Below are 13,231 nucleotides of genomic sequence, written 5' to 3'. Positions count from 1 at the left end.
TCACTCGGCCGGCAACGATCAGACGATACGGCGCACGAACGGCAGCCGGCGGCCGTCGTGCTCGCTCTGCGCGGCGAGCTCGATGATCGTCATCACGTCGACCGCGTCCTGCGCGGTGACGGGGAACGGCGCGCCGTCGCGAATCGATGCGGCGAGCGCGCGGTAGAACTCCGCGTACTGGCCGTCGAGCGTCGGCACCGGACGTTCGACCTCGACGTCGCCGTCGAGCACGCGCAGCAGGCCGGGCGGATTGCCGCCGCCGAATTCGACGTCGTCGGCGGTGAGGCCCGCCTTGAGCTGGTCTTCCTGCGTGTCGAGCCCGAACTTCTGGTAGCTGCCGCGTGTGCCGTGCAGCGTGAAGCGCGCGGGCTCGATCGCCGACAGCGCGCTCGCATGCAGCGCGACGTCCTTGTCCGGATAGCCGAGCAGCAGGTGCACGAAATCGGGCGCCGTGCCGTTGTCGCGGCGCGTCTTGACGGTGGCGCTCACGGTGTCCGGCGTGCCGAACAGCGCGAGCGCCTGATCGATCAGGTGCGGGCCGAGGTCTAGCAGCAGGCCGCCGCCGCGGGCTGGCTCCTCGCGCCAGCGCGTGCGCGGCGTCGGCCGGAAGCGGTCGAAGTGCGACGCGAAGCAGGTGATGCGGCCGAGCTCGCCCGAATCGACGATCCGGCGCACGGTGAGGAAATCGCCATCCCAGCGGCGGTTGTGGAACGGCGCGAACAGCCGGCTGCGTGCGTTCGCGAGCCGCGCGAGCGCGAGCGCCTCGTCGGCGGTGAGCGTGACCGGCTTGTCGACGACCACGTGGCGGCCGGCTTCGAGCACCTGGCGCGCGAGCGTGAAGTGCGTGTCGTTCGGCGTGGCGATCACTACGCATTCGATGTCGTCGAGGCCGAGCAGCGTGTCGAGGTCGGGGACGATGCGCGCCCCCGGGTAGGCGGCGTGCGCGCGATCGGACTGACTCGTCGCGATCGCGGCGACTTCAGTGCGGCCGCTCGTGGCGATCACGGGCGCGTGGAACGTCGCGCCGGCGAAACCGAAACCCATCAAACCAATCCTGAGCAATGACGACATGGCAATTCCTGGCTGCGAAGGAAATTAAAGGATGGCGCGCCGAAACGGCACGAAGACGACCGGCTATTTTGGCATGGCGCCGCCGCTTGCACAGACGCGCCGGGCGAAACGCGCGAAGCGATGCGGCGTTTGCACAAGGAGTGCCGGCATTTTGCGCGGGTTGGGCGCCGTACGGCGTGACCACCCGGCGCGCGGTGCGCGGCGAGCCGGGGCGGCCAGCCTGCCCCGGCGCGGGCCGTCGCCGGCTACGCCGTCGCGCGGGCTGGCCGTCTCGAACTGCCGCGGCGCGACGCGGCGCCGGCGCATGTAACGCCCTCGCACGGACAGCAGCGGGCCGACGCTGGCGGCGGCGAGCAGGTATTCCATGAGATCGATCCGGTGACGCTCAGGTGAATTGAAGCGGGCCGGCGGGTGGCGCCGGGGAGTGCGTATTGTGTCCGATCGCAGCGCGGACGGGGCCGGATTGGCCGAACGGACAGGCGCGACCACGGCGAACGGACAGTGGGTGCCCGCCCGGCAAGCCTGCCGGCCCCTGCCCTGCGGCGCACCCGAAATACACGCCGCCGACGTGTTAACATGCGCGTCCTGCCCGCGTGTCCGCTAGCTTCGCCAGCCTGCCGCGCACGGCATCCTCCCCGGCGCTCCGCCGTCAACCAGCAACACCATCCGCCATCATGTCCGCAGGCCTCAATCCCGCTCAGAATGAAGCGGTGCGCTACCTCGACGGTCCCTGCCTCGTGCTCGCCGGCGCGGGCAGTGGCAAGACCCGCGTGATCACGCAGAAGATCGCGCACCTGATCGAAGCGAAAGGCTTCGAGCCGCGCCATATCGCCGCCGTCACGTTCACGAACAAGGCCGCCGCCGAAATGCGCGAGCGCGTGTCCAAGCTGCTGGAAGGCAAGACGCTCACCACGCCCGGCAAGGAAGGCCGCAAGGTGCCCGTCAACCAGCTCACCGTCTGCACGTTCCACTCGCTCGGCGTGCAGATCCTGCGCCAGGAGGCCGAGCACGTCGGCCTGAAGCCGCAATTCTCGATCATGGATTCGGACGACTGCTTCGGGATGATCCAGGAGCAGCTCGGCACGACCGACAAGGGCCTGATCCGCAAGATCCAGAGCATCATCTCGCTGTGGAAGAACGGCCTGATCATGCCCGACGAGGCGATGGCGATCGCGGCCAACGAGGACGAGCACCAGGCCGCGCTGGTCTACCGCAACTACGTGGCGACGCTGCATGCGTACCAGGCGGTCGATTTCGACGACCTGATCCGCCTGCCTGCCGAGCTGTTCGCGAAGAACGAGCAGGTGCGCGACCGCTGGCAGAACAAGCTGCGCTACCTGCTGATCGACGAGTACCAGGACACCAATGCATGCCAGTACGAGCTGCTGAAGCAGCTCGCGGGCCCGCGAGCCGCGTTCACGGCGGTCGGCGACGACGACCAGGCGATCTACGGCTGGCGCGGCGCGACGCTGGAGAACCTCGCGCAGCTCGGCAAGGATTTCCCGAAGCTGCACGTGATCAAGCTGGAGCAGAACTACCGGTCGACGGTGCGGATCCTGACCGCCGCGAACAACGTGATCGCGAACAACCCGAAGCTGTTCGAGAAGAAGCTGTGGTCCGAGCACGGGATGGGCGATTCGATCACCGTCACGGCGTGCAATGACGAGGAACACGAGGCCGAATCGGTCGTGTTCCGGCTGTCCGCGCACAAGTTCGAGCGGCGCGCGCAGTTCCGCGACTACGCGATCCTCTACCGCGGCAACTTCCAGGCGCGGATTTTCGAGCAGGTGCTGCGGCGCGAGCGGATCCCGTACGTGCTGTCGGGCGGCCAGTCGTTCTTCGACAAAGCCGAGATCAAGGATCTGTGCGCGTACCTGCGGCTGATCGCGAACGCCGACGACGATCCCGCGTTCATCCGCGCGGTCACGACGCCGCGCCGCGGCATCGGCAACACGACGCTCGAGGCGCTCGGGTCGTTCGCGGGGCAGGCGAAGGTGTCGCTGTTCGAGGCCGTGTACATGGGCGGGATCGAGGCGCGGCTGTCGGCGCGCCAGATCGAGCCGCTGCGCATGTTCTGCGACTTCATCCAGCGCCTGACCGAGCGCGCGGACAAGGAGCCCGCGACCGTCGTGCTCGACGACATGATGGAGGCGATCCACTACGAGGCGTACCTGTACGACGCGTTCGACGAGCGGCAGGCGCAGTCGAAGTGGCAGAACGTGCTCGAATTCCTCGAATGGCTGAAGCGCAAGGGCACGAAGCCCGAGACGGAAGCCGTCGACGGCGAGGCCGACGGCTTCCACAACGCGGACGGGCTCGCCGATACCGGCAAGAACCTGCTCGGCCTGATCCAGACCGTCGCGCTGATGTCGATGCTCGAAGGCAAGGACGAGGATCCGGACGCCGTGCGGCTGTCGACCGTCCACGCGTCGAAGGGGCTCGAGTATCCGCACGTGTTCCTGGTCGGCGTCGAGGAAGGCATCATGCCGCACCGCGGCGGGAGCGAGGACGACGGCCCGATCGACAACGAACGGATCGAGGAGGAGCGCCGGCTGATGTACGTCGCGATCACCCGCGCGCAGCGCAGCCTGCACCTGAACTGGTGCAAGAAGCGCAAGCGGGCGCGCGAGACGGTCGTGTGCGAACCGTCGCGGTTCATTCCCGAGATGGGGCTCGACGAAGCGCCGCCGCCGACGCCGGAAGAGGCGCCGATGTCGCCGAAGGACCGGCTCGCGAGCCTGAAAGCGTTGCTGCAGAAGTGACGCGGCGCCGCTGTGCGCCCGACGGCGCGACGAACCGGCCGCACGAAAACGAAACCCCCGCGAAGCGCGTGCGTCGCGGGGGTTTTTTACGGATGGCCGAGCGGGAGCGTTACTTCACCGCGTTGACCATGTAATCGACGGCCGCCTTCACGTCGGCATCCGACGCGTTCGATCCGCCCTTCGGCGGCATCGCACCCTTGCCGTGCAGCGCGTAGTTGTAGACCGTATCCATCGAATCCTTCAGGCGCGGCGCCCAGTCTTCCTTGCTGCCGAACTTCGGTGCGCCGAGCACGCCGGCCGCGTGGCAGGCCTGGCAGGTCGACGCGTACAGCGCCTTGCCGGCCGTTGCCGCATCGGCGCCGGCCGGGGCGGCCGCGGGCTTTTCGCCGGCCTTCGGGATCGCGGCGATCGCCGCCATGGCGGCGGCGGCCTGCGCGTTCGACGCGTCGGCGCCCGACGCGGGTGCGCCGCTGGCGGGCTGCGCCGCATTGGCGGCCGGTGCGGCCGGTTCGGGGAAGTTCGCGCCGTCGTTGTTCGCCATGTAGACGATCGCGCGCGCGATTTCATAGTCGCTGACGTCGTCGGGGCTCGTGCCGCCGCGCGCCGGCATCGCGCCCTTGCCCGCGAGGGCCGTCTTCAGCAGCGTGTCGAAGCCTTGCGAGATGCGCGGCGCCCAGTCGTCCTTGTTGCCGAACTTCGGCGCGCCGGCGGCGCCGGTGCCGTGGCAGGTTACGCAGACGGCCTTGTAGACTTCCTCGCCCGTCTTGTACGTGCGGGGCGCGTTGGCGTCCTTCACGTCGACCTTCGCGATCGGGGCGATACGTGCGGCGACCTGCTCGTCGGACAGCGCGTCCGTGCCGGCGCCGGAACGGAACGCATGGTTCGCGTAATTGGCGAACAGGACGATCAGGACGATCGGAATCGCGAACGACGCGATGATGACGGCAATCAGCTGCCCAGGGGTTTTGACGGGAGATTCGTGGGGTGCTTCGCTCATGCTTGCCTCGTCTCCGTGAATAGGAATTGTGAGCGCGGTGCAACGGCAAAATGGCAGTCCAATGAAGCACGGACGATTATAGACGGAACGTTTACATCACGGCGAGCGATGCGATGGCGCGTGTTTACCCGCACGCAGGCTCGCCCGACGGCGATTCGGCGGGCGAGGTGGACGCGTCATGGGAAACCGGGTATCCTTGCCGTCTTGCCAATCGTGGGCGGCCTGTATATGGGGTCGCTTCACTGTCTCACGCGCCCGTAGCTCAATGGATAGAGTACTGCCCTCCGAAGGCAGGGGTTGCTGGTTCGATCCCAGCCGGGCGCGCCAAGTCTAGTCAGGCTTTCAGCGGTTTCCTCCCTTCGTCGGACAGACTCATTGCAGCTAAATTGCAGCTAGCATCGGCGCCGGCTCGGCCGTCAGCGGCCTGACCCAATGCGCCAAGTGATCGGCTGACAGGTGCGCGTACCGCTGCACCATTTCCAGCGTTTCCCAGCCGCCCAGTTCCTTCAACACCTGTAGCGGCGTGCCGCGTTGGGCGACACTGTTTATGCAGACTCGGCCGCTTGAGGCGGCGATGTCGTTCTGGACCGGCATGTTGCAGTTCCCCGCGTTTGAATCGTCACGCCACAGGCTTGCCACTGCTTCCTGTCGACGAATAATGAGCGTTTTAAATGCTAGTTTTCCATTATTTGGGAAAGAAAATTGGCCTCCTAGACTCTTCATACGTCCTCCTCGTGCCTGAGTACGGACGGTTCCTTGCCCCGGTCACGGTCCCCCTGTGGCCGGGGGTTTTTGAATCGAGGCTTGGCTTGTTGCGACGAGGTGCAGACGCCGAGATGTGGACTATGCATGGGGCCTGCGGGACGCAGCCGAGCCCTTGGCGACGTCGGCGCGGAACCCATATGCGCAATTGTGACCCGCCTCGTCTGCCCGCAAAAACGAGCGATTTTTATGCACTCATGCGCCCGGCGCTCGGGGGCCGTCTGGCGCGGGCTGCGCGGAGATTGGCGGGCCGATTCCTTGACGTACTTTTATGCGCCTTGGTTATGCAGTCTCGATAGCGTTGCTCGCGCCACAACCCAATGCTGGTTTTCCGGCTGGTCACTTTGCGGGTTTTGCCGTGTCTCGTCGCTCGATAGCCTCTCGTTTGCTCTCCGGCAGTCGTTCATAGAGCGCGTCGACTTCACGCGGATCCGTGATCATCGTCGTCCCGAACGTCAAGTTAACGGGGTGCACACTTTCGTTTCCGATTACGCGGACAATGTCCAGGGCGCGCTGGATCTTGGGCCTCAGTCCCTTTTGTACGAGAGACGCGATGTCTGAATCGATGTGCTTCCCTGATTCGCCGAGCGGGACATACAACTTCGGTACGGCGAGACGACGCATCGGAGGCCGGGCACGCGCCGGGCGGCCGGTCCATCGCCCGAACAGCCGCGCGGAATGGGCTCACATCACCGCATCGCATGCATGCGCGCTTCGGTAACCTGTCGATCGACGCTTCCCGTGCCGAAACGGTTGTCCGGTCGCGACATGCGACGCGCGTGCCGGGCCGCCGCCTCGACGGCCGGACGCGATGAATGTCCGCCGCCTTGCCCAGCCTTTCATGACGACGCTTGCTTCCGACGAATCCGCGTGCGTTCAACACGCCGCGACCTTGTGCCAGAACGGACGGTTTGCCGACGCGCTATCGCGCGTCGCGCCGCTGCTCGATGCGCCTGCGGCGGACGTCGCGGCTCTGCACGTCGCGGCCGTGTGCGCGCTGGGCCTGAACCGGTTGGCCGACGCCGAGGCATGGTGGCGGCGCGCGATCGATGCCATGCCGGTGTTCGATCCGCCGTACGAAGGCCTTGGCGCGCTATTTGTGTCGCAGGGGCGGCTGCTCGAGGCGGAGGCGGTCGGCCGCCGGCAATTGGCGTCCGTCACGCCGCTACGCGCGTCGCACCATCACCGGCTCGGCAAGGTGCTCGAAGCGCTCGGCCGGCTCGACGAGGCCGAACAGGCATTCGGGCAGGCACTGTCGATCGAGCCGCGGTCACCCGACGTGCTGACCGATCTCGGCAACCTGCTTCGCGTCCTCGCCCGGCCGGCGGAGGCCGAGCTCGCGTACCGGCTCGCGATCGCCGTTCGTGCCGACCATGTGCTCGCGCACGCGAATCTCGGCGCGATCCTCGTCGACATGCAGCGGCTGCCGGAAGCGGAGGCGGCCAGCCGGCAGACCATTGCGCTGTGTCCGGATCATCCGGAAGCGCATTACAACCTCGGCATCGCGCTGCAGAACCTCGACCGCCTGCCCGAAGCGGAAGCGGCCTATCGCGACGCCATCCGCTGCCGGCCCGACCTGCCGCAGGCGCACAACAATCTCGGCTGCGTCCTGCGTGCGCAGGGCCGCCACGACGAAGCGGCCATCGCGTTCGCCGACGCGCTGGCGCTCGCGCCGCAGATGGCCGAAGCGCACTACAACCTCGGCACGGCGTTCGCGCATGCGGGCCGCCTCGACGAAGCCGAGCGCGAATACCGCCGCGCGCTCGAGCTGCGCGCCGACTACGACGACGCGCGCTTCGGGCTGGCGACGCTGCTGCTCAGCCGCGGACGGTTCGAGGAAGGGTGGCGCCGCTACGAATCCCGCTACGAGCAGTCGACGTTCGTGCATCGCCGGACCCGCGAGGTGCTGCGGTGCGCGCAATGGCAAGGCGAGCCGCTGGCCGGCAAGACGTTGCTGGTCTGGCAGGAGGACGGCCTCGGCGACATGCTGCAGTTCAGCCGCTATTTCGCGGAATTTCGCGCGCGGCGGGCGGCGCGCGTGGTGTTCGCGTGCCAGCCGGCGCTGCATCGGCTGATGGAGACGGTCGACGGCGTCGACGCGGTGCTCGATCACGAGACGGCCACCGCGCAGGCCGCGCAATTCGATTACTGGACGAGCCTGTTGAGCGCGCCGATGCATGCCGGCACGACACTCGACACGATTCCGCCGCCGGTGCGGTTCGTCCCCGATCCGGCGCGCGTCGCCCGCTGGGGGGCGCGACTCGATGTGCTGCCGGCCGGCCCGCGTATCGGCCTCGTGTGGAAAGGCAATCCGAAGCATCACAACGATGCGCACCGCTCGCTGCCGTCGCTGGCGTTGCTGACGCCGCTGTGGAGCGTGCCGGGCGTGAATTTCGTGAGCTTGCAGAAGGGGCAGGGCGAGGACGAGGCGCGGCATCCGCCGGGCGGCTTGCCGTTGCTGCACCTGGGCTCGGAGATCGACGATTTCGCCGATACGGCCGCGATCGTCGCGCAACTCGATCTCGTGGTGTCCGTCGACACGTCGACCGCGCATCTGGCCGCATCGCTCGGCAAGCGTTGCTGGGTGCTGCTGCCGAATCAGGACGTGGACTGGCGGTGGATGCACGACCGTGAGGATTCGCCGTGGTATCCGGGCACGGTGCGGCTGTTCCGGCGCGGGCGCGAAGAAAGCTGGATTCGGCTGGCCGAGCGGCTGAGGGGGGCGTTTGCTGCGCATTTTGCAGTCGCACGCGTGACGGCGGACGAAACGGCGCGTAGCGTCTGACGTGACGGCGCGCGCGGCACGGGCGCGACGACACGGCATACTGCGCGAAACGCGACCGTGCTGCCGCTGCTTATCAGATCAATCGAGGCCCTCGTGGAAAACATCATCATCGTCGGCTCCTCCGGTCACGCCAAGGTCGTGATCGACATCGTCGAACAGGCCGGCCGGTACCGGATCGCCGGGCTGATCGATTCGTTCCGGACGCCCGGCGAGCAGACGCTCGGCTACGCGGTGCTGGGCGCCGAGCGTGATTTGCCGCAACTGGTCGACCGGCACGGGATCGTCGGGCTGCTGGTCGCCATTGGCGACAATCATGCACGCGAGGCCGTGACGGCCGGGCTCGCGGCGCTCGTGCCGGGCCTGCCGCGCGTGTCGGCGGTGCATCCGGCCGCGTGCGTCGGCAAGGCGTCGACGATCGGCGCGGGCACGGTCGTGATGGCCGGCGCGGTGATCAACCCGGGCTGTTCGATCGGCGAAGGCTGCATCGTCAACACGAACGCGTCGCTCGACCACGACGGCGTGATGGCGGATTTCTCGAGCCTCGCACCGGGCGTCGTCACGGGCGGCAACTGCCGGATCGGCCGCGGCTCGGCGATCGGCCTCGGCGCGATGCTGCGGCACCGGATTGCGGTCGGCGAGCACAGCATCGTCGGCGCGGGCGCGGTCGTCCTGCACGACGTCGAGCCGTACACGGTGGCGTACGGCAACCCGGCGCGCCGGATCCGCGCGCGCGCGGCCGACGAGCGTTACCTGTAGATGCGGCGGGTCAGAAGGCGATCAGCTCGACGATGCGGCGGACCATGTCGTCAGTGAGCGCCGGGTAGATCGGCAGGCACAACACCTTGCGCGCGGCCTCCGTTGCGACCGGCAGGTTGTCGCGGCTGGCGGACGGCAGCCCGCGGTACATCGGAAATTCCGAAATCAGCGGATGGAAGTAGCGGCGCGCGTACACGTCGTAGTCGCGCAGCTTCTGGTACAGCGCATCGCGGTCGAGCGGATAGTCTTCGTCGACGAGGATCGCGAAATACGCATGGTTCGCGACGGTCTGGCCGCCGCGCGGCACGCAGCGGATGCCGCGCACGTCGGCCAGCAGCGCGCGGTACAACGCGTCGATCTCGCGGCGGCGTGCGAGTGCGCCGTCGATATGCTGCAACTGCAGCATCCCGAACGCGGCGTTGATTTCGCTCATCTTGCCGTTGATGCCAGGTGCGACGACGGTGACCTCGTCGACGAAACCGAAGTTCTTCAGGTGGTCGATCCGCTGCTTGGTCTTCGCGTCGGGGCAGATGATCGCGCCGCCTTCGAACGTGTTGAACACCTTCGTCGCGTGAAAGCTCAGCACCGACAGGTCGCCGTGCGCGAGCACGCTGCCGTCGGCGTTCTGCACGCCGAACGCGTGCGCCGCGTCGTAGATCACGCGCAGGTTGTAGTTGTCGGCGATCTTCTGGATCGCGTCGACATCGCACGGGTTGCCGTAGCAATGCACGGGCATGATCGCGGTGGTTTGCGGCGTGATCGCCGCCTCGATGCGCGCGGGGTCGAGATTGAGCGTGCCGGGCGCGACGTCGACGAATACCGGTTTGATGCCGTTCCACAGCAGCGAATGGGCGGTCGCGACGAACGAGTACGGCGTCGTGATCACCTCGCCGGTAATGCGCAGCGCCTGCAGCGCGGTGACGAGCGCGAGGGTGCCGTTCGCGAACAGCGACAGGTACGGCACGCCGAGATAGTCGCACAGCGCGCGCTCGAACTGCTGGTGGAACGGGCCGCCATTCGTCAGCGTGCGGCTTTCCCAGATCTTCTCGAGATACGGCAGGAATTCCGCGAGCGGCGGCAGGTGCGGTTGCGTGACGTAGATGCGTTCGTGCGGCAGTTGCGCGACGGACGATGCGGGCAGGCTGGCGGTCATGGTGGTCTCTCTCGATAACGCGCGGCGCTCAGGCGTCGGCCGCGGCCTGTGCGGTCGTCACGTCGTCGAACAGCGGCGTGTCGAATGCGGTGACGGGCTCTCCCGCGCACCAGCGGGCCCACATCGTGCGCAGCGCCGACGACAGCCCGGCCGCGACGACGGCCGGGCGGAACGCGGCGGACGCTCCGCAGCGCGCGCGCAGGCCGGCGCGAAGCGCCTGTAGCGCGGCGGTGTCGCGGCTGAGCGCCAGCGCCCTCGCGACGAAATCGTCCTCGTCCGTCGCGATGTACGCATCGAGTCCGACATGCTGCAGCCAGCCCGCGCTACCGCGCCCGGCCATCGTCGCGCCGGGGATCGTCACGGTCGGCACGCCCATCCATAGCGCATTCAGCGTCGTCGTCGAACCGGTGTACGGGAACGCGTCGAGGCAGAGGTCGACGCCGTGATGCTGCTGCATGTAGACGGGGATGTTCGAGCGCCGGTGAAACGTCAGGCGGTTGGCGTCGATGCCCGCCGCGGCGAACCATTCGGTCAGGACGCGCTGGTCGCCGGCATTGCCGATTGCGCCGAGCGCCATGCGGGCGGCCGGATCCGCGTGCAGCACGCGCGCCCAAACCTCGATCACGTGCGGGCTCAGCTTGTTCAGGCGGTTGAAGCTGGCGTAAGTCGTATAGCCGTTGTGCAGCGCCGGCAGCACGTTCACGGGCGGACAGTTCGGCGGCGGCATGAACGGCGCGATCGCCGGCAGCCGCACGAGCTGCTCGACGAACTGATCGTCGAATGCGCCGTGCGGCGCGACGAAGCGGTCCGTCAGGTAGTAGTCCATTGCGGCGAGCCCGGTCGTGGCCGGATAGCCGATCCACGATGCCTGAACCGGCGCCGCGCGCTGCGCGAGCGCAACGAGCCGGTTGCGGCCGGTATGGCCCGACAGGTCGATCACGATGTCGATGCCGTCGTTGCGCACGCGTTCGAGGAAGGCCGTGTCGCTCATGCCGGCGACATTGCGCCAGGTCGTCGCGTGGGCCTTGAAACGCTCGGACGTGTCATCTTCCTCGAAGTGATTGTGGTAGAAGTGCATCGCAACGCCGGGATCGGCCGCGAGATGCTCGATCACGGGCACCGCGTAGGAGGCGACCGCGTGGCTGAACAGGTCGCCCGACACGAAGCCGACCTGCAGCTTGCGCGCCGGGTCGCGCGGGTTTGAGAACACCGCCGCGCGCTTGCGCTTGTGATTGCCGTAGCGCTCGCCGAACTTGCGGTGTGCCGCAACGAGCGTCTGCGGATCGAAGTCGCTGCTGTGCGCGATACAGAACAGCATGCTGCTGTGGGTGATGCTGTCGGTCGGGTTGATTTCGATCGAGCGCTTCAGCCAGCCTATCGCTTCCTGCGTTGCGCCCTGTTCGAGCAGCACGAAGCCGAGCGTGCCGCACGGTGCAGCGGCGCCGGGCGCAAGCTCGACCGCCCGTCGGCAGGCCGCGATCGCTTCATCCGTGCGGCGCAGCGCGAATAGCACGAGACCGCGAATCCGGAAGGCCTCCGGGTGATCGGGCTGAAGCTCGAGCAGGCGCGTGCACTGCTCGTCGGCCTCCGCGAGACGGTTCATCATCCGCAGCGTATCGGCGAGCAGCATGCGCACGAGTAATTCATCCGGCAGCAATTCGATCGTACGAAAGCCGGCCTCGATCATCTCTGCGAAGCGGCCTTCCCGATGAAGCGATGCGGACAGCGCGCGCCAGCATGCGCCGTCTTTCGGGTAGTCGGCGACCAGTTGCCGCGCAAGCGCGGTGGCTTCCGCGTGCTTGTTCCTGTCGAACAGCGCCGCGTGCTTTTGCAGCAGCGTCTGATTGGGGCGACGGATCGGCTTGCCGGCGTCGCGCTGTTCGGCCGTCGCGCCGGCCGCGATTTCCAGGACGATCGCCGTGTCGATGTCGCTCGGGGCCGTGACCGCTGCCGTCGCGAGCACGACGGCGGGCGACGCCAATTGCGCGATCAGCCCGTCGAGCGCCGGGCCGTGCACGCCGCGCTGCTGCGCGATTTCGACCGCGATCCACGCGGCGGCCGTTTGCCCGGTGCGATGCAGCGCATGAATGTAGCTGACCCAGTAGTAGCCGTTGTCCGGGTTCGCGCCGATGGCGGCTTCGAAATGCGGCACCGCGTCGGCCGCCCGGCCCGTATCGACCATCAGCACCGCGAGGTTGTAATGTGCATCGCCATGCGCGGGCACCGCGTCGAGGATGGCCTCGTACAGCGCCCGGGCGTCGTCGAACGCGCCGCTGCGCTGGCGCTCGAGCGCGTTCTCCATGACGAGCGCAATGTCCTGCGCAAGCTGCTGTTCAGGCGTGAGCGCGGCGGAGGCGGGCGGTTCGGTCGAGAACATGATGAAATCTGCGGAAAGTCGGTCGATACCATTATCGGTAGCGGGTCGTCGCGCCGATGCCGCGAGGTGACGGGAAAAGCCCGGTCAGTTTGGCCGATTGACCGGTCGGCTCAAGCCGGGCGGTGCTGCCGGCAGTGCCTAAAAAAACGCCCGCACGAGGCGGGCGGGGAGGCGAACGAGCACGCCCTCACATCAGCGCGTAGTTCTTGTTGTCGGGTGGGCGGCGCGCATGTCGAGCACGCCGCGCGGCGCGTCTCAACGGCTCGCGATGCTCTGGTACTGGCCGACGGCCTGCACGCGGCTCATCGCCGCCTGGTATTCATCGGTCAGCTCCTGCTGCGCGCGTTGCGCGTCGGCGAAGATGCGGTCGTTGCTGACCTGCATGCGGCGGATCGCGGCGATGCCGACGGGCGGCTGGTCGGTCGAGAGCAGCGCGACGAGCTGCCAGCGCGCATCGGCGAGGCGCACGGCCTCGGCCCAGTCGGCCATCGTGGCCGCGTGTTCGATCGAGTCGGTCAGCGCGTCGATCCGGGCGATCAGTTCGGTCTGTTCCATCGGGGCTCTCCTG

Annotated in this window: 10 protein-coding genes, 1 tRNA gene and 1 pseudogene; 4 read left to right on the top strand and 8 right to left on the bottom strand. The window is 67.7% G+C overall.

Features of this window, described 5'->3' with window-relative positions:
* Window positions 1-18: 18 nt before the first annotated feature.
* A complete protein-coding gene (locus tag WT97_RS13115; protein ID WP_059503233.1) occupies window positions 19-1,071 on the bottom strand; it encodes an oxidoreductase in 1,053 nt (350 codons plus the stop codon).
* Between the two features lie 63 nt (window positions 1,072-1,134).
* Complete coding sequence (locus WT97_RS13110) at window positions 1,135-1,437, bottom strand: hypothetical protein (protein ID WP_060353582.1); 303 nt, start codon at window positions 1,435-1,437, stop codon at window positions 1,135-1,137.
* 308 nt (window positions 1,438-1,745) lie between these two features.
* Between WT97_RS13110 and WT97_RS13105 the strand changes: the two genes are divergently transcribed.
* Window positions 1,746-3,833: a UvrD-helicase domain-containing protein gene (locus WT97_RS13105; RefSeq protein ID WP_059503235.1), complete on the top strand. Its 2,088-nt coding sequence runs from the start codon at window positions 1,746-1,748 to the stop codon at window positions 3,831-3,833.
* A gap of 109 nt (window positions 3,834-3,942) precedes the next feature.
* Here WT97_RS13105 and WT97_RS13100 read toward each other — a convergent pair whose 3' ends face one another.
* Window positions 3,943-4,830: a cytochrome c5 family protein gene (locus tag WT97_RS13100; protein ID WP_059503237.1), complete on the bottom strand. Its 888-nt coding sequence runs from the start codon at window positions 4,828-4,830 to the stop codon at window positions 3,943-3,945.
* 251 nt (window positions 4,831-5,081) lie between these two features.
* Here WT97_RS13100 and WT97_RS13095 point away from each other — a divergent pair.
* Window positions 5,082-5,157 (top strand) — tRNA-Arg (locus WT97_RS13095).
* Window positions 5,158-5,211: 54 nt separating this feature from the next.
* Here the strand turns inward: WT97_RS13095 and WT97_RS13090 are convergent.
* Together WT97_RS13090 and WT97_RS35185 are read right to left on the bottom strand one after the other, a co-directional pair.
* Window positions 5,212-5,364, bottom strand: a pseudogene (locus WT97_RS13090) (site-specific integrase); the annotation flags it as partial.
* Between the two features lie 567 nt (window positions 5,365-5,931).
* Window positions 5,932-6,216, bottom strand: a complete 285-nt coding sequence (locus WT97_RS35185; protein ID WP_082751384.1) for a DUF4145 domain-containing protein — start codon at window positions 6,214-6,216, stop codon at window positions 5,932-5,934.
* 187 nt (window positions 6,217-6,403) lie between these two features.
* On the opposite strand from WT97_RS35185, the gene WT97_RS13085 reads away from it, so the two are divergent.
* Window positions 6,404-8,377, top strand: coding sequence for a tetratricopeptide repeat protein (locus tag WT97_RS13085; protein WP_373558478.1), 1,974 nt, complete (start codon window positions 6,404-6,406; stop codon window positions 8,375-8,377).
* A gap of 93 nt (window positions 8,378-8,470) precedes the next feature.
* The gene (locus tag WT97_RS13080; RefSeq protein ID WP_060353580.1) at window positions 8,471-9,133 is read left to right on the top strand and encodes an acetyltransferase; all 663 of its coding nucleotides are present in this window, start codon (window positions 8,471-8,473) and stop codon (window positions 9,131-9,133) included.
* 10 nt (window positions 9,134-9,143) lie between these two features.
* Here the strand turns inward: WT97_RS13080 and vioA are convergent, their stop codons facing one another.
* The 3 genes from vioA to WT97_RS13065 all read right to left on the bottom strand — a co-directional run bounded on the left by vioA (window position 9,144) and on the right by WT97_RS13065 (window position 13,218).
* Complete coding sequence (gene vioA / locus WT97_RS13075; protein WP_060353579.1) at window positions 9,144-10,286, bottom strand: dTDP-4-amino-4,6-dideoxy-D-glucose aminotransferase VioA; 1,143 nt, start codon at window positions 10,284-10,286, stop codon at window positions 9,144-9,146.
* A gap of 28 nt (window positions 10,287-10,314) precedes the next feature.
* Complete coding sequence (locus tag WT97_RS13070) at window positions 10,315-12,663, bottom strand: tetratricopeptide repeat protein (RefSeq protein ID WP_060353578.1); 2,349 nt, start codon at window positions 12,661-12,663, stop codon at window positions 10,315-10,317.
* A 255-nt stretch (window positions 12,664-12,918) separates the two neighbouring features.
* The gene (locus tag WT97_RS13065) at window positions 12,919-13,218 is read right to left on the bottom strand and encodes a flagellar protein FliT (RefSeq protein ID WP_034209594.1); all 300 of its coding nucleotides are present in this window, start codon (window positions 13,216-13,218) and stop codon (window positions 12,919-12,921) included.
* Between the last annotated feature and the right edge of the window lie 13 nt (window positions 13,219-13,231).

The sequence above is a fragment of the Burkholderia sp. MSMB1459WGS genome (genome assembly GCF_001534535.1).
Lineage (GTDB): Bacteria > Pseudomonadota > Gammaproteobacteria > Burkholderiales > Burkholderiaceae > Burkholderia.
Note: the sequence above shows the minus strand (reverse complement) of the source record. Positions and strands in the feature narration are given on the sequence as shown.

What these genes read in the sequence shown, in the direction of transcription:
- WT97_RS13105 (WP_059503235.1), top strand. Translation starts at nt 1,746, where the DNA reads ATGTCCGCAGGCCTCAATCCCGCTCAGAATGAAGCGGTGCGCTACCTC.
- WT97_RS13085 (WP_373558478.1), top strand. Translation starts at nt 6,404, where the DNA reads ATGAATGTCCGCCGCCTTGCCCAGCCTTTCATGACGACGCTTGCTTCC.
- WT97_RS13065 (WP_034209594.1), bottom strand. Translation starts at nt 13,218, where the DNA reads ATGGAACAGACCGAACTGATCGCCCGGATCGACGCGCTGACCGACTCG.
- WT97_RS13100 (WP_059503237.1), bottom strand. Translation starts at nt 4,830, where the DNA reads ATGAGCGAAGCACCCCACGAATCTCCCGTCAAAACCCCTGGGCAGCTG.
- WT97_RS13070 (WP_060353578.1), bottom strand. Translation starts at nt 12,663, where the DNA reads ATGTTCTCGACCGAACCGCCCGCCTCCGCCGCGCTCACGCCTGAACAG.
- WT97_RS13110 (WP_060353582.1), bottom strand. Translation starts at nt 1,437, where the DNA reads ATGGAATACCTGCTCGCCGCCGCCAGCGTCGGCCCGCTGCTGTCCGTG.
- vioA (WP_060353579.1), bottom strand. Translation starts at nt 10,286, where the DNA reads ATGACCGCCAGCCTGCCCGCATCGTCCGTCGCGCAACTGCCGCACGAA.
- WT97_RS35185 (WP_082751384.1), bottom strand. Translation starts at nt 6,216, where the DNA reads ATGCGTCGTCTCGCCGTACCGAAGTTGTATGTCCCGCTCGGCGAATCA.
- WT97_RS13115 (WP_059503233.1), bottom strand. Translation starts at nt 1,071, where the DNA reads ATGTCGTCATTGCTCAGGATTGGTTTGATGGGTTTCGGTTTCGCCGGC.